We start from the raw sequence: 19,907 nt of genomic DNA, 5'->3' as shown, positions 1-19,907 counted from the left end.
GGTCAGGCGCCAGCCGGCACGTCGTAGCCGGCGAGGAACGCGTCGATGTCGGCGAGGGGTTCGTCGAACCCGTAGTTGCGGAACGCGTAACCCTTCACGACGAACGGGGCGCCGGCGTAGAAGAGTTCGTACTGGTGGTGACGGCCGGCGAACTCGCTGCCGATCGCGTCCCAGGCGAGCTTGAACAGCTTTATCCGCTCCTCGGCCGACGCGCCCGGGCCCGCGACGTACCGGTCGATGTCGGGCCGGGTCTCCGGGCTGGTCAGGTCGGCCACGCCGGAGGGCACCTGGAGCACACCGCCGCCCACGAGGTCGCGCACGATGGCCAGTACCCGCGGGTAGAGCTCGGACTGGAGGCCCATGGCCCCGTAGACCGCGCGGGCGCCGGGCCGCCACAGGCCCTGCGCGTCGGGCGCGGCGGTGTACTCGGCGGCGAGCACCGCCGACTCCACGAGCGAGGTCAGCGAGGCGAGTTCGCCGAGCTTCTCGACCACCCCGGGGAAGCGGTCGACGCCCTGTACGGCCGCGACCTTGCGCGCCAGGCCGGCCAGGAACCGCAACTTCACGGCGAACCGGATCTGCGCCTGCCAGTTGCCCAGCAGATGCGCGCCGGTGTCGAAGAACTGGCGCCGCAGCCCGGCGACGTCCCGGTAGACGAAGACCCGCTCCCACGGGATCAGAACGTCGTCGAAGACCAGCAGCGCGTCCGTCTCGTCGAACCGGCTGCTGAGCGGGTAGTCGTACGCGCTGGTCGCCGCGGGGGCGTACGGGCGGCGGCAGTACAGCTTCAGCCCCTCGGCGCCCACCGGCACGGCGAAGCTGAGGGCGAAGTCGGTGTCCTCGGGGCCCAGCGGCTTGATGCAGGAGACGAGGATCTCGTCGGCGACCGGGCCGCCGGTGGCCAGCATCTGCGCGCCGCGCACCACGATGCCGTCGGCACGCTCCTCGACCACCCCGACCTGGACGAAGTCGCCCTCCCAGGCGTGCACCGCGCTGGCCCGCGACGCCTGCGGCGGGATGATGGCGTACGAGAGGTACAGACTCTCCTCGGCCACCCGCCGGCGGTAGGCGGTGACATGGGCGGCGTAGTCGCGGCCGTCGTCCGGGTCGCTCGCCGCGAACGCCTCGGGGTGCGCGGCGAAGGCCGCCAGGAACGCGCCCACGTGGTCGGGGCTGCGGCCCACCCAGCCGTGGGTGTGGCGGGCCCACGCGGTGGCGCACGCCCGGAACGCGGTCAACTCCGCCTGGCTGCGCGGCGTGGTGAAGAGCCGGTTCACCGGGCGGCCGGTGTCGGGGTCCTCGCGGACGAAGCCGGAGTCGGGTGCCGCTGCGGCGTCGAAGAGTTCCGCGATGGTGCCCGCGATGGGGGCGAAGGCCGGATGGTGGGCCACGTCCCGCACCGGGGCGCCGTCGAGGTAGATCCGGCGGCCGTCCTTGAGTGCGGCCAGATAGTCCGTGCCGGTACGCATCATGCGCTCCTTCGCTTCGTTTCGTAGGCGTGGCTGAGGGTCGGTCCACCGGCCAGCTCCAGGCGCAGTCGCCAGTGCGTGCCGGGTACGAACTCGCCGGCCAGGAGGGGGAGGGTGCCGCAGAACAGCACGAGGTCGGCGTCGGCCGGCGCGCCGCCGGCCGACATCCGGCCCAGCAGCTCGGCCGGGTGGCGCAGCAGGGCGGCCGGACCCCGCTGATAGGGCGCGTCGTCCACCTGGCAGGCGACGGTCAGCCGCTCCCAGTCGGCGGCGCACGGGTCCGTGCCCAGCGCGATGGCCTGGGCGCTGATCGGCTTGGGGCAGGCGGCCTTGGAGGCGGCGATGTCGGCGCGCTCCAGGGCGCGGTCGGTGTGGTCGGAGCCGACGGCGAGGTAGTAGAGGCCGCGGTGGCGGATGAGCACGGGCTCCACCTCGCCGGAGGTGGTCTCGCCGGCCACCTCGATGACCGGGTCGGTGGTGAGCAGGACGGGGTCCAGCTCGTAGAAGGCGGGCACGCTCGGTGGGGGCGGGACGCCGATGGCGGCGAGTTCGGCGATGTGGGCGGCGACGGCGGCCTCGTCCCTGGCGGTGTAGCCGGCGACGACCAGCCGTCGCGGCGACAGGTCCAGGGTGAGGTCGGCTCCCGCGACGTGCAGCCGCAGGGTGGGGGAGGGAGGGTTCACGGTTCCTCAGCAGGTCGGACGGGCGGGGTGCGCGGCGAGCGGTACGGGGGCCGCTGGGAGGGGGTGCGGGGTACGCGGGGGCCAGCGGCGGTCGGCGAGCACGGGGAACTCGGCGCGGACCCGCTCGACGATGCCCGGGTCCACCTCGCAGCGGGTCACCCCCTCGTCGGCGCCGGCCTCGACCAGCACCGTCCCCCAGGGGCCCACCACCCGGCTGTGCCCGCCCAGTTCGACCCCGCCGTCCTGCGTGCCGACGGCGTTGCAGGCCACCAGCAGGATCTGTTCCTCCACGGCGCGCGCGGTGGTGAACAGCCGCCAGTGCTCGAGCCGGGCGGCGGGCCAGGCCGCCGGGGTGATGACGCTGTGCGCGCCGCGGTCCACCAGGTCCCGCCACAGCTCGGGGAAGCGCAGGTCGTAACAGGTGGTGGCGGCGACGCGGCCCCAGGGAGCGGCGGCGACCGACAGCCGGTCGCCCGGGGTGAGCAACTCCGCCTCGCGGGAGCCGTAACCGAAGACGTGCACCTTGCGGTAGGTGTGCGCGAGCGATCCGTCGGGCGCGAGCAGTACGGCGGTGTTGAACAGCCGACCCCGCTCGTCGCGCTCGATCACGCTGCCCAGGTGGACGTGGGCCCGCAGCGACCTGGCCCAGGCGCGGGCCGCGGTGACGGTGGGCCCGTCCAGCGTCTCGGCGCGCTCGGCGTAGGCGTCGAAGGCGAAGAAGGCGGGCGCCCACAGTTCGGGGAGGGCCACGAGGTCGGCGCCTCGGGCCTCGGCGACCAGGCGGCCCACCCGGGCCCGGCGGTCGGCTGGTGACTCATCGGGGGGACTGGCCACCTGGACCAGTGCGATCTTCATGGGGACTCCCTGGTGCTGATCTCGACAGCGCCCGCGCCGCCCGTCTCGTGGGAGGCGCGCCGGCTCGGGTCGTCGTACGGGACGTCGGCAGGCGTCTCGGAGGCCGAGGCGCGGATTTCGCCGAGGTCGATCGGCCCGGCGCCACGCGGCGGACGGTGCCTGTGGACGTTATGTATACAACCTGTCTATGAGCTGGACAAGGGCTGCTTTGTGGCTCGTGCGGGCGCGGGGCTGGGGGTTCCCGGTCTGTGGGGGTAGTTCGAGTCTGGTCGCCGCACATCACGAACGGGTTACGAACCTACCTACTGTTAGGTAGAGCTATTGGCATCCGCAGGCGGCGCCACTGTGTCCGGGCGGCGAGGTGGGAAGGGGTTCGGCCCGCCCGTTCAGTCGGGTCGTGCGCGCCAGGCGTTGCCCGATCCGCGTCGCGGCCGGTCAGGGCGCGAGCCCCCGGGCCCGGTCGCGCGCGGTGATGCTCTTGCCGGAGCGTGGGCGGCTTGCATACATTGCGTCTATGACTGAATCCCAGGCGGGGCGGGAGAGCGCGCAGGATGCCACCTACCGCTGGTTGAAGCGGCGCATCGGGGCGCTGCCGCGCCACGAGGGCGTTTTCCTGACCGAGGCGGAGGTGTGCGAGGCGACGGGCAAGTCCCGCACGCCGGTGCGCGAGGCCCTGCTACGGCTGGAGACGGAGGGCTTCCTCCAGATCGTGCCGAAGAAGGGCGCGTACGTGCCGCCCATCCCCGACACCGAGATCGAGGCCGTGATGCAGGCGCGCGAACTCGTGGAGGAGTGGTGCGTGCGCCGTGCCGCCCCGTTGGCGGACAGCCTGACCCCGGAGTTGGAGAAGCTGATCCGCCGCCAGGAGGAGCTGCTGGACGACCCGGTCGGCTTCATCGAATGCGATCGGGCGTTCCACCGCGCCATCGTGCGCGCGGCGGGCAACCCTGTGCTGGTGGAGATCTACGAGTCCCTGCGCGACCGGCAGGTGCGGATGGGGCTGCGGGCCATCGCGGCGGCCGAGGACCGGGCGCGGGCGGTGTTGGCCGAACACGCCGCCATCGTGCGGGGCATCGGCTCGGGCGATCCGGCGCGCGCCGCCGCGGCCCTGGGCGCCCACCTCGGCGGCACCCTCGCGGTGCTGCACCTGCCCGCCGTGCGCCACTGGGACGACGCCGAGGGCGGGGCGTACCCGGCCGAGTGAGCCGCCCGCGCCCCTGCCGGGCGCGGTGCGCCGGCCGGGGCCCGGGGGCGGTGTGCCGGCGGGGGCCCGGGGCGCTGCCCGACCCCGTCGTGGAGCCGGACACCATCGGGGTCAGCGCGTGCGGGGCCCGTGGTCCCGCAGGAGAAGCTCGCGCCTCGTCGGTGTGCCAGATGGCGGCCACGACCCGGGCGCCGGAGGCCGTGAGGGTGCCGCACGGGGTGGGGGCGCCGACCAGGACGGCGGGGTTCCAGCGGCACCGGTCCACGGCGCCGACGACGCCGTCGAGCCGGTCGCAGGCCCGCACCGCGGCCGCCGCAAGAGCGCGTTCGTCGCGCTCGGCTGGCGGAGGGTCCGGGTGGCGCGCCGCACGGTGCCGTTGGCTGGCGGGGTGTACGGGGTGTACGGGGTCCGGCCCTGGTGGGGGCGGGGTGGCGGGTCAGGCCGTGATGGCCCGTTCCAACTGGCGCGCGTAGTCGCGGAAGGCCGCGGCCATGTCCACCCGGTCCGGGTCGAGCAGCCACTGGAGCTGTAGCCCGTCCATGGTCGCGAAGATCTGCTGGGCGCAGGCGGCGACGTCGAGGTCCGCCCGCAGCTCGCCGTCGGCGACGCCGCGCCGCAGGGCGCGCTCGGCGTGCGCGGTGAGCCGGCGGTAGCGCTCGGCCGCCCACCGGCGCGCGGGGTGGTCGGCCGTCACGGCCTCGGCCGACATCACGGTGAACAACTGGACGAGGCCGGCCGCCCTCGCGTTGTAGTCGGCGAGCGCGACCTGGTCGGCCAGCAGCGTCCGCCAGGACACCTCGGCGTCCAGGTCGATGCCGACCCGCTCGCTGTCGCGGCGGTCCCGCTCGTCGAGTACATGGGTCAGCAGCGCGGCCTTGCTGGGGAAGTGGTGGAGCAGGCCGGGCTGGGTCAGCCCGGCCCGGTCGGCGATCCTCGCCAGCGAGGCGCCGCGGTAGCCGTGCTCGGAGAACTCCAGGAAGGCGACCGCGATGATCTGGTCCCGCCTGGCGTCGCCCGGCGAGGTGCGCCGGCGGCGCGGAGCGCCCGGTGGGCGGCGGCTGGCCTGATCGTTCACCCGGCCCAGCGTACGGGAGGCCCGCGCCCGCCCGGCGGGGCGGTGGCTCGCTCAGCCCGGTGGCGGTGGCGTCGCCGGGGGCCGCTCGGCCCGTGCCCACTGCTGGAAGCTGGCGTCGGGACACCTCTTGCGCACCTTGTCGGCGTCTTGTATACATTACGTTCATCAGGGCGGCCCGGAGCATCCGCTGAGTCGGACGCGCCGCGTCCCGCCTCCCGCCGCGACCTGCCGCCCGACCGGGGTGGCCGGCTGCGCCGGGCCAGTGGTGCCCCGCCCGGTGACACCGAGCGGGCGCGGCGCCGCCCGCCTCGTATCAGACCGCGCGCGGATCGCCGCCAGGTCCCCCCTCCCGCTCGCCCGCCCCTCTCCGTCGAAGCGGACACCCCGACCGAACGGGGGCCCACCGACACGAACCCGGCCCGTGGCGCGGGGTTCCCACGACGTCCGGACGCTCCCTCGGTGGGCGCGCCGGCAGAAAGGCCCGTCATGGTCGCCGATTCCCTGCTCCCCGCGGACACCCCCGCTCCCGCCGCGCCCCCTGACCGACCGCCGATGCCCTGGCGGCTGGTCGGCTCGCTCTTCGGCGCCTATCTCGCCCTGTTCATCTGTTACTCCGCCCTGACGTCGGTGTTCCTGCCGAACCAGGTCAGCGACATCGACCCGGACGACAAGGTCGCCAACCTCGCCGTGGTCACCACGCTGTCCTCGGTGGCCACGCTGCTGGTCCAGCCGGTGGTCGGCGCGCTGTCCGACCGCACCCACAGCCGCCTGGGCCGACGCGCCCCGTGGATGCTGCTCGGGGCGCTGCTCGGCGCGGTCTTCCTCGCGGTGCTGCCGCTGGCCACCTCCGTCGGCGTGCTGGCCGTGCTGTGGGTGCTCGTCCAGGCGACCCTCAACATCGCCCAGTCACCGCTGACCGCGGTGCTCCCGGACCGGGTGCCCGTCGAACGGCGGGGCGTCGCGTCGACCTTCGTGGGCGTGGCGACGATGGTGGGGACGACCGTCGGCGCCGTCATCGCGGCGGGCTTCGCGCACCGGGCGGGCCTGGGACACGTGACCATCGCCGCCTTCGTGCTGGTTGTGGTCGCGCTGTTCGTGGTGCTGAACCCGGAGCCCGACAGCAGGGGCGCCGCGCGGGCGGCCTGGTCTTGGCGGGCGTTCGCGCGCGGCATGTGGGTCAGCCCCCGGCAGCACCCGGACTTCGCCTGGGCCTTCGGCGCGCGGGTGCTGCTCACCCTCGGCTTCTGGATCCTCCAGGCGTTCCAGCTCTACCTGCTCAGGGACCACGTCGGCATGGACGACGACACGTCGAACGCCTTCGTCGCCAAGCTGTCCGTCGTCATGCTGGTCGCCGTCGTCGTCTCCGCCGCCGTCACCGGACCCTGGTCGGACCGGGTGCGCCGACGCAAGCCGTTCGTGGCGGCCTGCTCGCTGCTGATGGCCCTGGCCATGACCGTGCCACTGGCGGCGCCGACGGAGAGCGGTATGTACGTCTACGCCGCCCTGCTGGGCCTCGGCTTCGGCGGCTACCAGTCGCTGGACCTGGCCCTGATGACCGAGGTGCTCCCCAGCCGGGACAGCGTCGGCAAGGATCTGGGCCTGCTCAACGTGGCCACCAACCTCCCCCAGGCCATCGCCCCCGCCCTCGGCGGGCTGGTGATCAACCAGATGGGCGGCTATCCGGTGCTGCTGGGCTGCGCCGCGATCGTCGCGGCGCTCAGCGCCCTCGCCGTACTCCCCATCCGCTCGGTGCGCTGACGCACCGCTCGCCCGCTGTGGTCGTACGACCGTACGATCCCGTACCGCACGAAAGGCAGCACGATGACCGAACCGCACCAGGACCCCCGGGCCGACGGCTGGACCATGCCGGTGTGCCTCCCGCCGACCCCGGCGCGCTCGGACGAGGCCGGCGTACGTCACTTCGACGGGCTGACCTACGCCGTCATCCCCGGCTACCGGCCCTGTCTGCTGGACGTGCTGGTCCCCGCGACGGACACCCCACCGCCGGTCGTGGTGTGGGTGCACGGCGGCGGCTGGCTGTTCGGCGACCGACGCTACCCGCCGCCCACCGTCACCCCCGAGATGATCTTCGACGGGCTGCTCGACGCGGGGCTGGCGGTGGTACGCGTCGACTACCGCCACAGCCGCGAGGCCCCCTTCCCCGCCCAGTTGCACGACGCCAAGGCCGCCGTGCGCTACGTGCGCCACTTCGCCGAGGCCCTGGGCGTCGACGCCGCCCGCGTCGGGGCGTGGGGCGAGTCCGCGGGCGGGCATCTGGCGGCACTGCTCGGCCTCGTCCCGACCGACGACCCGGTGCTGGAGGGCGACATCGGGCTCACCGGACCCAGCAGCGCGGTCCAGGCCGTCGTGGACTGGTACGGGGTGACCGACCTGGCCAGTCTGCTGTCCACGCTGCACCGCGTCGCGCCCCCCGGCACCGCGCACGTGCCGGACCCGGCCGAGACCCTGCTCGGCCCGCGCTCCGAGCAGTGGCCGTACCTGGCCCGCCTCGCCAGCCCGCTCAGCTACACCGACCGGCCGGCGCCGCCCTTCCTCATCCAGCACGGCCTGAGCGACCGGGAGGTGCCGTACCACCACAGCGAACGGCTCGCCGCCGCCCTGGCCTCGGCCGGCAACGACGTCGTGCTGCGCTCGGTGGAGGGCGCCGACCACTGCTTCTTCGACCTGCCGGACATCGCCCCGGTGGTGGCCGAGTCGATCGACTTCCTGGCCCGGCAACTGTCCTGACGCCCCGTCACTGTCCGGAACGCGCGGGCGCCGGGGCGGCGGGCCGGGGCGCGGGACCGGGGAGCCGCACGGCGGACCAGCGCGGCCGGCGCGGGCCCGCGCCCCGGGCCGCGCACCGACCCCGCCCCTACCGCCCGCCCCCCGGGGCGGTCGCCAGCCGCGGGTCGACGCGGCCCAGCCAGGCGTCCTGGTCGTCGGCCAGCGGTCGGGCCAGGGGGAGGGGGAGGAAGCGGCACGCGAACGTGAGGCCCGCGTCCGTGTCGGTGCCCGTGACGTGGTGCCGCCAGGCGTCGGGGGCGTCGGCCGGTGCGCGCAGCAGGAGGAAGGTGGTCCTGCGCGGCTGCCCGGTCTCGGGGTGTGGCTTGTCCTCGACGGCGAGCTCGCGGACGGCGGTGGCCGTCCGCAGCCCCGTCTCCTCGGCGACCTCGCGCAGCGCCGCCTCCTCGAAGCTCTCGCCCGGCTCGACCCCGCCCGCCGGGACCTGGGTGCCGGCCTCCGGCAGTCCGACGTGGTCGAAGACCAGGAGTTCCGGGCGGGCGGCGCGGTGGCGGAGCACGTAGGCGGCGACGCGGATTCTGGGCTGGCTCATCCCCGTAGGGTCGACCATCCGCCCCGTCCGACGCGAGCCGGTGTACGACGCCGCCCCGCGGGCGCCTCCGGTGGGAGGGGCTCGCGGGGCGGCGCGGCGGTCGGGCCCGGGTCAGCGGCTCACGGGCTGGCTCACAGCGCGCGCTCCAGGCGGTCGGCCATGAGCTTGACGAAGCGCGCGGGGTCGGTCAGCTCCCCGCCCTCGGCCAGCAGCGCCATGTCGTAGATCAGCTCGGCGGTCTCCGCCAGGCCGTCGTCGCCCTCGCGGGCGGCGCGGGCCTTGTTGAGGCCGCTGACCAGTGCGTGGTCCGGGTTGAGTTCGAGGATGCGCTTGGCGGTCGGCACCTCCTGGCCCATGGCGCGGTACATGTTCTGCAGCGCCGGGGTGACGTCGTGGGTGTCCGAGACGACGCAGGCGGGCGAGACGGTCAGGCGCGAGGACAGTCGCACCTCCTTGACGTGCTCGCCCAGCCGCTCCTTCATCCACGTCAGCAGGTCCGCGAACTCCTCCTGCCGCTTCTCGCGCGCGGAGTCGGCCTCCGCCTTCTCCTCCTCGGTGTCGAGGTCCACCTCGCCCTTGGCGATCGAGCGCAGTTGCTTGCCCTCGAACTCGGGGACGGCCTGCACCCACACCTCGTCGACCGGGTCGGTCAGCAGCAGCACCTCGATGCCCTTGGCGCGGAACGCCTCCATGTGCGGCGAGTTCTCGATGGCCTGCCGGGACTCGCCCGTCATGAAGTAGATGTCCTGCTGGCCCTCCTTCATCCGCTCCACGTACTCCCGCAGGGTCGTCAGCTCCTGCGCGTCGTGGGTGGAGGCGAACGAGGAGACGCCGAGGATCGCGTCGCGGTTCTCGAAGTCGCTGAGCAGCCCCTCCTTGAGGACCGGCCCGAACTCCCGCCAGAACGTGGCGTACCGGTCGGCGTGCGAGGCGCGCATGTCCTTGATCGTGGAGAGCACCTTCTTGGCCAACCGGCGGTGCATCAACTGGATCTGCCGGTCCTGCTGCAGGATCTCGCGCGAGACGTTCAGCGACAGGTCCTGCGCGTCGACCACGCCCTTGACGAAGCGCAGGTACGGCGGCAGCAGCGCCTCGCAGTGGTCCATGATGAAGACGCGCTTCACGTAGAGCTGGATGCCGCGCTTGAAGTCCTGCATGAACATGTCCTGCGGCGCGTGCGCCGGGATGAACAACAGGGCCTGGTACTCGAAGGTGCCCTCCGCGTGCAGCCGGATGGTTTCGAGCGGGTCGTTCCAGTCGTGGCTGATGTGCTTGTACAGCTCGTGGTACTCGTCGTCGCTCACCTCGTCCCGCGAGCGCGCCCACAGCGCCTTCATCGAGTTCAGCGTCTCGGGCTCGGTCGCCTTCGCGGTGTCGTCGGCGTCCTTGGCGTCGTCGGGGTCCGCCGCGTCGTCGCTCGCCGTCGCGGCGGGCTCGGCGGCCATCCTGATGGGCCAGGTGATGAAGTCCGAGTACCGCTTGACGATCTCCCTGATCTTCCACGGCGCGGTGTAGTCGTGCAGCCGGTCCTCGCTGTCCTCCGGCTTGAGCCGCAGCGTGACGGAGGTGCCCTGCGGCGCGTCCGCGACGTCCTCGATGCTGTACGTGCCCTCGCCGTCGGAGGTCCAGCGCGTGCCCTGGCTCTCGCCCGCCCGCCGGGTCAGCAGCGTGACCTGGTCGGCCACCATGAAGCTGGCGTAGAAGCCGACGCCGAACTGGCCGATCAACCCCTCGGTCGACGCCGCGTCCTTGGCGTCCTGCGCCTCCTTCAGTTCGCGCAGGAACGCCGCGGTGCCCGAGTTGGCGATCGTCCCGATGAGCTTGATGACCTCCTCGCGCGACATGCCGATGCCGTTGTCCCGCACGGTCAGCGTACGGGCGCTCTTGTCGGCCTCGATGTCGATGTGGAGGTCTGACACGTCCACGTCGAGCGAGTCGTCGCGGAGCGCTTCGAGACGCAGCTTGTCCAGCGCGTCGGAGGCGTTGGAGACGAGTTCGCGCAGGAACACGTCCTTGTTCGAGTAAATCGAGTGGATCATCAACTGGAGAAGCTGGCGCGCTTCCACCTGAAACTCGAACGTCTCTGTCGGCATAATCCGTTTTTTCCTTTTCGGGCCACCAGGTGACGGTACTGACCCTGGCACTGTAGAACAGCCTGTCACCGCGTGGTTGCGGGGGCGCCCGACGAGCGGCCCCGCGACCCGCGCCCGGGGGCGTACGCGGCGGTCAGCCGGTGTGCTCGGCGCACAGGCACGCGACGCCCTTCGCGATCCACTCGCGACCGGACCAGTCCGGGTGCCGCTGGACCATCAGCGCCTCGATCTCCTCGACGTGCGTCTGCTCGCTGGCGGCCCCGGCGCGCCGCATCCACGTCTCGTCCCACAGGAGTTGCAGGTAGTCACGCACGTCGGCCAGCAGTCGCGGGCCGCCGACCTCGCCGTGGCCGGGGACCACGACGCGCGGCGCCTCGGCCGCCAGCCGTCGCACGACCGCCAGCCAACGGGTGCCCGACACGTCGATGTCGTGTGGCGGGAACCACGGGAAGATCGCGAACTGCCGGGCCTCCACCAGGTCCCCGGTGAACATCACCCCCACGTCCGGCACCGTCACCACCTGGTCACCCCTGCTGTGGGCCCGGCCCGTGGCCTGCAGGTGCACCACCCGGCCGCCCAGGTCCAGGCGGTGGGCCTGGCCGTAGACGACGTCGGGCCGGGGGAGTTCGACGCCGGCGAGCTGGCGCGCCACGGGCTCGCCGAGCCCCCGGAACATCTCCAGGTACCCGGCGCCCTTCACCGTGAGGTCCTCGGCCTGGGCCCGGTTGACCAGGTACGTCGCCGCCCCGGCGAAGACCTGCGCCCCGTAGGCGTGTTCCGGGTGGAAGTGCGTGGTCGTCAGGTACAGCTCGCGCCCCCCGGCGTAGTCGAGCGCGAAGTCCAGCACCCGTCGCGCGTTGCCCGGCCCCAGGCCCGTGTCGACCACCAGCACCGAGTGCTCGCCGCCGATCAGGCCGATGTTGGGCACCAGTTGCACCCGCCGGTCCGGGATGACCAGCACGTCCCGGGCGATCTCCCGGGCGCCCGCGACATGGACGAGGGGCTCGGACGAGGCGGACAACACGGCATCGGACACGGGGACTCCTGGGGTGCGGGGCGGTGACGGGGCGCCCGGGTCGCGGGCGCGGTCGGCCGGCGGTTCCGGCCCGACCCAGTCCACCGCCTCGCCGACCGGGGCGTCCAACACCGATCGGGCATGCCCCATGCCGTACGGGTATCGTCGCCGCTGATGGAGCTACGCACGTTGCGCTACTTCGTGGCGGTGGCCGAGGAACTCCACTTCGGCAGGGCCGCCGCGCGCCTCCAGATGACCCAGCCCCCGCTGAGCCGGGCCATCCAGCGGTTGGAGACCGACCTCGGCTGCGCCCTGCTGCGCCGCTCGCCCAGCGGCGTGGCCCTCACCCCCGCCGGCGCGCTGCTGTACGAGGAGGCGCGGGCCCTGCTGGCACAGGCCGAACGGGCCCGCGCCCGGGTGGTCGCCGCGGCCGGGGCGACCACCGTGACGCTGGGCACCCTCGCCGACAGCGTCGAGCAGACCGGCGCGGCGCTGGCCGCCGCGTTCCGGGACCGGCACCCCGGTGTACGCGTCGCCGTCCGCGAGGCTGACTTCGCCGATCCGACGGCCGGGCTGCGCGCCGGCCTCGTGGACGTGGCCCTGACCCGGGCGCCGTTCGCGAGCGACGGCATCGCCACCCACGTGCTGGGCTCGGACCCGGTCGGGGTCGTCCTGCGCGCCGACGACCCGCTGGCCGGCCGCGACCAGGTGTGCCTGGCCGACGTCGCCGACCGCCCGTGGTTCCGCTTCCCGGACGGCACCGACCCGGTGTGGCAGGCGTTCTGGGCCGCGACGAGCGAGCCGGAACGGCGCCGGCCGGGCCCCGTCGTGCGCACCGTCCACGAGTGCCTGCAGTCCGTGCTGTGGAGCGGCTCGGTGGGCCTGGCACCGCTCGGCCACGCCCTGCCCGCGGGGCTCACCGTGGTCCCGCTGACCGACGCGCCGCCGAGCCGGTTGGTCATCGCCTGGCGGGCGGAGCGTCCCACGCCGCTCGTACGCTCCTTCGTCCGCATCGCCGCCGACCACTACCGGGCCCGCGCACCCCGCCCGGCGCCCGCCGACCCCGGCGGGGTGGGGTCCGGCTGATCCGGGAGGCGCATCATGTCGGCGGTGTTGACGCTGATGTCCAGCGTGCCGAAGCGCCCAAGGACCTCGTCGAAGGCCCGCTCGACCGGTCGGTCCGTACGAGCTCGCGCCGCGCGTGCGCAAGGCGCCGCTGGTGGACGTGCTGGTGGGGGAGTCGCCGGTCGACGCCGTGAAGGCTCGGCTTGATGTGTGGGGCACGCGCGCCCTCCGGTATCCGACTCGGGCCCGGTCGGGTGCCGCGGGCGGAAGGGCGGGGCCTGGGAACGGGCGCCGAACGGGCGGCTCGTGAGTGGTGTGTGAGCATCGCGTGGCGCGCGGTGTGGCGGTCAGTCCGCTGCGGTGACAGTTTGTGACAGCTTTCTGTCACCGTCCGATTCGACAAAAGCCCAGCTCAGCGGGGAGAACCCCGAGGGCTGTGAGGTATGTCACTCTCTTTTCGGAGAGGGACTGTGTCCGTTCCCCCGCCCTGGCTGCCCGGTTCGGGCAAAAAGCGGAACCCAGCTCGGCGCCATTCCTCGCAACGGGTGGGTTTCAGCGCCCGTTCGGGCAGTTTGGTAGGCGCATTTTCGGCCCTTATCCCACCCTTGTTTCCATGGGAGCGGGCTCGGCAGAGTGCAATTGAACGCCACTCGGACACCCCGGGTGGGGTGTCTTCCACGCGGCCTGGTGACGGAAAGCGAGGCGGCCGGAACGTGCTCCGTGTATCGGGTGATCCTCGGTGTTCCCGATCTTTCGCCAGTCGACGGGGAAAATTCTCGGAACGTGCCCTGCGAGACGATGGGAGTCGTCCTACGCGTCCACTCACGTAAGCCTGTGCAAAGCTGCCCCGTCGTGCTCGGCGGGCCTGTCGTGAATGCCGTGAACGCCGCGTCGCGTGCGATTGCGCCGGATGATCGAACGCCTTGCGGAGTGGTGTGTCAGCGGCTATTTGAGCTGCCCGATCTCGTGTTATTCGGCAGGTATTTCTGCCGCGCGAAGTATTTGACTTTTCATGTATTCGCTGAGTAGTGTCGCCGTCATGGTGAGGGGGTTTGCGGATGGGTACGGCAACTACCGGTCGTGCTCTCCGTGAATGGCATGCGTGCGGGGCGGGGGAAGTGTGAACGTGGCCCTGCCGCAATGCGAAGACCGGGCCGCCGGTCAACTCGCGCCCCTTCTCTTCATTGGACTCCACGCCTCGGAATACGTCCGAGACGGTGGCCCTACCTCGGCAATGGAACGTTGCGGCGAAGAAATGGCCATGTTTTAGGGGGAGCTGTGCCAAGCATCTCTGTCAATGAAGTCAACGGCGCTACGGATTCCTCCGGAGGCCCTGACCCCACCGTTCCCGGCCCACGGCGTCCCGGCGGCGCGGAATTACCCACGGCGGGCCGAATGCCCGCCGCTGGGCGAGAGCGAATGGCGGTGCAGACCCGCGGACTCTCCGAATCCGTCGCCGACCGACGCGATGCCGACGAACAACTCCTGGCCACACTGGACCCCGCCGAGGGCGCCGGGGCCGTGGCCCGCGCGATCGACGCGGCGGAGCGGTCGCTGGTCGTCATCCTCTCCGCATGCGGCGACGGCGAGGCCGCCCGGCTCGTGCCGCGACTCGGCCAGGCCGCCACGCGGGGCGTCGAGGTCCGGCTGCTGGCCGGGATGGCCCTGCTGGAGCACCGCTTCTTCATGGAGCTGCTCGACACCTACGCGCCCGACGTGCACGTGCGCCTGGTCCGCGAGTCGCTGCACGAAGCGGTGATCGCCGACGGGACCGTGGGCGTGGCCTGGTCGCGCACCGGCCCGTCGATCGGCGGCCTCGCCGTGGTGCGCGCCCCCGACGTGCTGCGCAACCTGCGGGCGCTCTTCCAGGTCTCCTGGACGAACAGCCCCACCCTCGCCGACTACCGGCGGCTCAGCGACCACGTGCGCAGCGACACGGCCCGCCAGATACTGCTGGCCCTCAGCTCGGGACGCACCGACGAGGCGGCGGCCCGGGGGCTCAGCATCTCCGTGCGTACCTACCGCCGGTACGTCGCCGAGATCATCCGCGAGCTGGGGGCCAACTCGCGCTTCCAGGCCGGCGCTCGGGCCGTGGAGCTGGGACTCCTGCCCTCGGTACCCGGCGGCTCCTGAGCACCCGCCCCGCGCGCGGTGCCCCACCCGGGGCGCGCCCGACACCCGGGCGCGCCCCGCGCACGCCCGGGCCGCGCCCCCGACGGCAGGCACCCGCCGTCGGGGGCGGCGCCGTGCCCGGCGGGCCGCCCGGCGTCGTGACCGCCACCGGTCACCGCACCAGGCCGTCCCGCCGCGCCCGACATCCGGCTACAGTCGGCAATGTCCTTGTGGGGGAGCGCAGTTGGTGGGGTGACCGATGCGGGAGACGACGGCTCCGCGGTCGATCGCGTACGGCGTGGGGACGGCGGAGGGGAGCACCGGTGGAGCCGCTGCTGCCCGGTGATCCGCGGCACGTGGGAAGCCACCGGCTGCTGGGCAGGCTCGGCGCGGGCGGGATGGGCGTCGTCTACCTCGGCCGCTCGCCCGGCGGCCGGCTCGTGGCGGTCAAGGTCATGCGCGCGCACGTGGGCCGCGACGCCCACTTCCGGGCCCGCTTCCGCCGCGAGGTGATCGCCGCCCGCCGGGTGACCGGGACCTACACCGCGCCGCTGCTGGACGCCGACCCGGACGCCGCGACCCCGTGGCTGGTCATGGAGTACCTGCCGGGCCTGACGCTGCGCGCGGCCGTCGAGACGTACGGCCCGCTGCCGTCGCGCGCGCTGCGGCTGCTGGCCGCCGCCCTGGCCGAGGCCGTCGCCGACATCCACCGGGCGGGCCTGACCCACCGGGACCTCAAGCCGGCCAACATCATGCTCACCGCCAGCGGGCCCCGGGTCATCGACTTCGGGATCGCGCGCCCGGACGGCGAGGACCCCATCACGCAGCACGGCGCGCTGCTCGGCACCGTGGGCTTCATGTCGCCCGAGCAGGCGTCGGGCGACGCGGCCGGCCCCGCGGGCGACGTCTTCGCGCTGGGCGCGGTGCTCGCGTTCACGGCGACCGGACGGGAACCGTTCACCGGCGCGGACCGGGCGGCCACGCTGGAGCGCGTCCGGCAGGCCCGACCGGACCTCGCCGGGATCGCGGACCGCGGGGTGCGCCCCCTGATCGTGAGCTGCCTGCGCCGCAGGCCCGAGCGGCGCCCCACGGCCAGCGCGCTCCTCGACCGCCTCGGCGAACCCGAGGCGTCGGTGCAGGGCACGGGGTGGCTGCCCGCCCCGCTCGCGCAGGAGATCGACCGCCGCTCCGTACGCGCCGCCCCCGCGCCCGTCCCGTACCACCCCGGCGCGGCGACGCCCCACGCGCCGGTGCCGGTCCCGGGGTCCACGGTCGGGCCGACAGAGGCGAGTGTCGACGCCGGGCCGGAGCCCCCGGCCGTGCGCCGGCGCACGCTGCTGGTGCCCCTCGCCGTCGCGGGCGTGGCCGCCGGCGTCGCCGTCCCGGTCGCCCGCCGGTGGGGCTCCCGCGACGAGCGACCGACGCCGCAGGGCCCGCCGGCGCCACCGGCCGGCCCGCCGCGGCCGGTGCGCACCCCCCGGCACCCGGTGGCCACCCGGCGTTGGCGTACGAGGGTCTTCCACGGCCGGGCCTCACCGCGCCTGTACCGCGTGGGCGCGGCGGTGGTGGCCGCCGACGGGGCGCACCGGGCCGGCTCCATCGACCCGCGCGGCGGCCGGGTCCTGTGGACGCGCGCCAGCGACCAGCGCACCTTCGGGGACGCCGTCTCGACCGGGCCGGACACGGTGTACCTCTTCGACGACCGGCCCCGCGAGAGCACCGAGCTCTACGTGCTGCGCGCCCTGCACCCGGTGACGCAGGCCGTCCGCTGGACGCGCGGGATGCCGTTCTTCGCGTCGGGAACGGTGGCCACCGACGCGGTGGTCTGCGTCTCGGTCGCCGGCGAGGTGCGCGCGCTGGCCGCCGCCGACGGGCGGCACCGCTGGGCCGCGCGCTCGGCGGGGGCCTCCCTGGCCGCGGGCGCGGGGTTGGTGGTGGCCGTGGACGAGGGCGCGCTGGGTGCCTGGGACGCGCGCAGCGGGCGGGCCCGCTGGCGGCGCGAGCTGCCCGAGTCCGCCGGTCACAGCCTGATCAGCGACGGCCTGGTGGTCACGCGCGACGTGCTGGGCACGCTGTACGCGCTGCGCGCCGAGGACGGCTCCACCGCCTGGCGGCACCCGGTGGACTACCGCAGTTCGGTGCGGCACGCGGGAGGCGGTCTGGTCTACGTGGGCGAGGTGGACGGCCGCGTCCGCGCGCTGCGCGCCCGCACCGGAACCCAGGCGTGGTCACGGCGGTTGGGCCGGCCGACCCGGATGCTCGCCGAGTCGGACACGCTCCACCTGGCCGGCGGCCTGCTCTGGGCCCAGGGACCGGAGCAGACCGTGTACGCGCTGGACGCGAGCGACGGCCGCGTCGTGTGGACGTACGGCGCCTGGACCGCCCCCGGGTCGCAGTCGATCGTCGGCTCCCAGGCCGTGGCCGTCGCCGGGCTCGTGCTGTTGAGCACGCCGGACGGGTACGTCGAGGCCGTCGAGCCACCCGAGTGAACGAAGGGCGCACATGGAGCGGCTGGGGCAGGGCGACCCCCGCGTCCTGGGGCGGTACCGGGTGTTGGCGCGCATCGGCGCCGGCGCCACCGCCACCGTCTACCTGGGGCGGTCGCCCGGCGGCCGGGCGGTAGCCGTCAAGGTGCCGCACGCCGACCTCGCCGACCAGCCGGGGTTCCGCGCCCGCTTCCGGCGCGAGGTGTGGGCGACCACGGCCGTCGGCGGCCCGCACGGCCCGCCCGTGCTGGACGCGTCCCTGACGAGCACGCCGCCGTGGATGGCGACCGAGTTCCTGCCGGCGGTGTCGCTGCGCGACGCGGTGGCGCGCCGCGGCCCGCTGCCGGCCGACGCGCTGCGCCGGCTGGCGGCGGGCCTGGCCGAGTCGCTCGCCGCGGTCCACCGCGCCGGCATCGTCCACCTCGACGTCAAGCCGGCCAACGTGCTGCTGACCGCCGACGGGCCGCGGCTCATCGACTTCGGCATCGCGGCCGGCGCCCGCGCCACCGGCCTCGCCGGCTCGTCGGGCTTCATGTCGCCCGAACAGATGGCGGGCACGCCCGGCCCGCCCAGCGACGTCTACGCGCTCGGCTCGACGCTGGCGCACGCACGCGGCCAGCGGGGCCGGGACGCGGAACTGGACGCCGTGATCGCCGACTGCCGCCACCCCGACGCCGCCGCCCGGCCCACGGCCGCCGAACTGACCGCCCGGCTCGCCGCGTTGGCGCCGGCCGCGCCGCCGCTGGCCGCCGGCTGGCTGCCGCCGACGATCATGGCGGCCATCGACGCGGAGGCCAGCGCCGCGGCCAACCCACCCGCGCCGCCGCGCGCGGCGCTGTCCCGGCGCCTGCTCGTCGGCGCCGGCGCCAGCGCCCTGGTGCTCGGCGGGGCCACCGCCCTCGACTGGCTCGTCGACCGGCCCGGCGCTGGGCCACGCCCGGCCCCCTCCCGGCCACCCGGCGGCACCGGGCCGGCCGCCGCGCCCACCGGCACGCCGCCGGCGTCCTCGGCGCGGCCCGTGCTGGTGCAGTTCGAGGTCACCGGCGACGGCCCGCTCGCCTCGCTGGCCTACGCCGTGAACGGTCGCTTCACCACGCTCCACGACGTGTCGCTGACCTGGCGGAAGTCGGTGCCGGTCGCGCGCCGACAGGGCCGTGTCGACTGGCGGTTGCGGCTCACCGCGCCCACGCCAGCCGTCAGGTGCCGGGTACGCGTGGACGGCGCGGAGCAGTGGCACGGCCCGCACCCGATCCGCCCCCTGATCGGCCCGACGCCGTACCCGATGGACGTCAGCGGCTCGGTGGCGTTTCGGGACCCCTCCCCGAGCCTTCTGCCTAGGGTCGGGGCCGTCGACGAGGAAGGGCTCACACCATGACGAGCAAGGTCAGCCTCCTGCCCCAGGACATCGGGAGCCTCAGCCGCACGGCCCCCGCCGCACGGCCTGGCACGCTCTTCGTGCTGGGCACCAACGGTGGCATGTCCGTGGCGCCGGACGCGGACTTCCCGCTGATGTTCGGGCGCAACCTGCCGGACGTCCACGTCTGCGTGGGCGCCGCCGACCGACGGGTCAGCCGCCGCCAGGGGCTGATCACCCGCGAGGCGTCCCGCTGGGTGCTGCGCAACACCGGCAAGCTGCCCATCCGCCTCCCGGGCTCCCGGCTGGTCCTGGGCGGCAACACGGCCGAACTCTCCCCGGGGTACACGCCGTTGTTCATCGTCTCGACCCGGCAGGAACACCTCCTGGAGGTCCGCGTCACCGCGTCCGCGCCGCGAGGCGGGGGCTCGCCGGCGTCCTGCGGGGCGGACACCTTCGACGGCGACGCGCACGAGCTGAGTCGGGACGAGCGGCTGGTGCTCACCTGCCTCGGCCAGCGCTACCTGTGCGCCGACCCCCACCCGCAACCGCTGACGTGGAGCCAGGTCGCCTTCGAGCTGGGCGAGTTGCGGCCGGACGAGCGGTGGACCGCCAAGCGGGCCGCGCACATCGTCACCCTCGTACGCCACCGGCTGAGCAAGGAGTACGGGGTGGCCGGCCTGTTGGAGGAGGAGATCCCCCCGCCGGTCGGCAACGCGCTCAACCACAACCTGATCAACAACCTCCTGGTCACCACCACGCTCACCCGCGCCGACCTCCACCAGCTCGACCAGGCCGACCCCCGCCCGCTCGACCAGTAAGGGCCAGTAGGGACCAGTGAGGACCAGTGCCCCGGCGCCCCCGACGCGCCGCGCGAGCCCATCCCCCGTACCCGAGCACCGGCGACCAACCGAAACCGGTCGCCCCAGACATCGCGGGCGCACCGCGCGCACCTCAGGCGCACCGCGGGCCGCTGCGGCGAGAGCACCGGCGGCTCCGAGTGCGGAGCCCCCACCAGCCTGGTACGCCGTCCGCGCCCCGTACGCCGTACGCGAGAGGCGGCTGCGCGGCGGCATGGCGCATGTCACTAGCACCGAATGAACCAGCCAAACGGTGGAGGGCTAACATGTGAGCACCGCCTAGCTCGAAAGATAAATCT

The 19,907-nt window shown here is 74.1% G+C and carries 15 protein-coding genes; 8 read left to right on the top strand and 7 right to left on the bottom strand.

Annotated features, from left to right (window positions below; translation table 11 throughout):
- Positions 1–2: 2 nt before the first annotated feature.
- From AC3CHW_RS03705 to AC3CHW_RS03695, 3 genes are read right to left on the bottom strand one after another with little or no spacing between them, the layout of a single operon-like run.
- Complete coding sequence (locus tag AC3CHW_RS03705) at positions 3–1,472, bottom strand: 4-hydroxyphenylacetate 3-hydroxylase family protein (RefSeq protein WP_488469556.1); 1,470 nt, start codon at positions 1,470–1,472, stop codon at positions 3–5.
- The gene (locus tag AC3CHW_RS03700; protein WP_488469555.1) at positions 1,469–2,152 is read right to left on the bottom strand and encodes a DUF2848 family protein; all 684 of its coding nucleotides are present in this window, start codon (positions 2,150–2,152) and stop codon (positions 1,469–1,471) included. The genes AC3CHW_RS03705 and AC3CHW_RS03700 overlap by 4 nt, the downstream gene beginning before the upstream one ends.
- A 6-nt stretch (positions 2,153–2,158) precedes the next feature.
- Positions 2,159–3,007, bottom strand: a complete 849-nt coding sequence (locus AC3CHW_RS03695; RefSeq protein WP_488469554.1) for a carbon-nitrogen family hydrolase — start codon at positions 3,005–3,007, stop codon at positions 2,159–2,161.
- Positions 3,008–3,521: 514 nt separating this feature from the next.
- On the opposite strand from AC3CHW_RS03695, the gene AC3CHW_RS03690 reads away from it, so the two are divergent.
- On the top strand, positions 3,522–4,211 hold the full coding sequence (locus AC3CHW_RS03690) for a GntR family transcriptional regulator (protein ID WP_398606850.1): 690 nt from the start codon (positions 3,522–3,524) through the stop codon (positions 4,209–4,211).
- 436 nt (positions 4,212–4,647) lie between these two features.
- Here AC3CHW_RS03690 and AC3CHW_RS03685 read toward each other — a convergent pair whose 3' ends face one another.
- On the bottom strand, positions 4,648–5,286 hold the full coding sequence (locus AC3CHW_RS03685; protein ID WP_398606851.1) for a TetR/AcrR family transcriptional regulator: 639 nt from the start codon (positions 5,284–5,286) through the stop codon (positions 4,648–4,650).
- A gap of 486 nt (positions 5,287–5,772) precedes the next feature.
- Here AC3CHW_RS03685 and AC3CHW_RS03680 point away from each other — a divergent pair, with 486 nt between their 5' ends.
- Together AC3CHW_RS03680 and AC3CHW_RS03675 are read left to right on the top strand one after the other, a co-directional pair.
- Positions 5,773–7,044, top strand: coding sequence for an MFS transporter (locus AC3CHW_RS03680; protein ID WP_488469553.1), 1,272 nt, complete (start codon positions 5,773–5,775; stop codon positions 7,042–7,044).
- A 63-nt stretch (positions 7,045–7,107) separates the two neighbouring features.
- On the top strand, positions 7,108–8,034 hold the full coding sequence (locus AC3CHW_RS03675) for an alpha/beta hydrolase fold domain-containing protein (RefSeq protein ID WP_398606853.1): 927 nt from the start codon (positions 7,108–7,110) through the stop codon (positions 8,032–8,034).
- Positions 8,035–8,161: 127 nt separating this feature from the next.
- Here AC3CHW_RS03675 and AC3CHW_RS03670 read toward each other — a convergent pair whose 3' ends face one another.
- The 3 genes from AC3CHW_RS03670 to AC3CHW_RS03660 form a co-directional block, all read right to left on the bottom strand.
- A complete protein-coding gene (locus AC3CHW_RS03670) occupies positions 8,162–8,623 on the bottom strand; it encodes an NUDIX hydrolase (RefSeq protein ID WP_488469552.1) in 462 nt (153 codons plus the stop codon).
- 131 nt (positions 8,624–8,754) lie between these two features.
- Positions 8,755–10,716, bottom strand: a complete 1,962-nt coding sequence (gene htpG / locus AC3CHW_RS03665) for a molecular chaperone HtpG (protein WP_488469551.1) — start codon at positions 10,714–10,716, stop codon at positions 8,755–8,757.
- A gap of 133 nt (positions 10,717–10,849) precedes the next feature.
- Positions 10,850–11,881 (bottom strand): MBL fold metallo-hydrolase, encoded by a 1,032-nt coding sequence (locus AC3CHW_RS03660; protein ID WP_488469550.1) that lies wholly within the window; start codon positions 11,879–11,881, stop codon positions 10,850–10,852.
- A gap of 24 nt (positions 11,882–11,905) precedes the next feature.
- On the opposite strand from AC3CHW_RS03660, the gene AC3CHW_RS03655 reads away from it, so the two are divergent.
- The 5 genes from AC3CHW_RS03655 (at position 11,906) to AC3CHW_RS03635 (ending at position 19,569) form a co-directional block, all read left to right on the top strand.
- Positions 11,906–12,817 (top strand): LysR family transcriptional regulator, encoded by a 912-nt coding sequence (locus AC3CHW_RS03655; protein ID WP_488469549.1) that lies wholly within the window; start codon positions 11,906–11,908, stop codon positions 12,815–12,817.
- A 1,398-nt stretch (positions 12,818–14,215) separates the two neighbouring features.
- The gene (locus AC3CHW_RS03650) at positions 14,216–14,929 is read left to right on the top strand and encodes a LuxR family transcriptional regulator (RefSeq protein WP_398606857.1); all 714 of its coding nucleotides are present in this window, start codon (positions 14,216–14,218) and stop codon (positions 14,927–14,929) included.
- A 302-nt stretch (positions 14,930–15,231) separates the two neighbouring features.
- Entirely contained in the window at positions 15,232–17,397 is a 2,166-nt protein-coding gene (locus AC3CHW_RS03645) for a serine/threonine-protein kinase (protein WP_488469548.1), read from the top strand.
- A gap of 13 nt (positions 17,398–17,410) precedes the next feature.
- A complete protein-coding gene (locus AC3CHW_RS03640) occupies positions 17,411–18,769 on the top strand; it encodes a protein kinase domain-containing protein (protein WP_488469547.1) in 1,359 nt (452 codons plus the stop codon).
- Positions 18,766–19,569, top strand: a complete 804-nt coding sequence (locus AC3CHW_RS03635; protein WP_488469546.1) for an FHA domain-containing protein — start codon at positions 18,766–18,768, stop codon at positions 19,567–19,569. The genes AC3CHW_RS03640 and AC3CHW_RS03635 overlap by 4 nt, the downstream gene beginning before the upstream one ends.
- The last annotated feature ends 338 nt before the right edge of the window (positions 19,570–19,907 follow it).

Source organism: Streptomyces sp. MGP-BFMKR1 (assembly GCF_057766585.1).
This window is presented reverse-complemented; position numbering and strand designations above follow the sequence as displayed.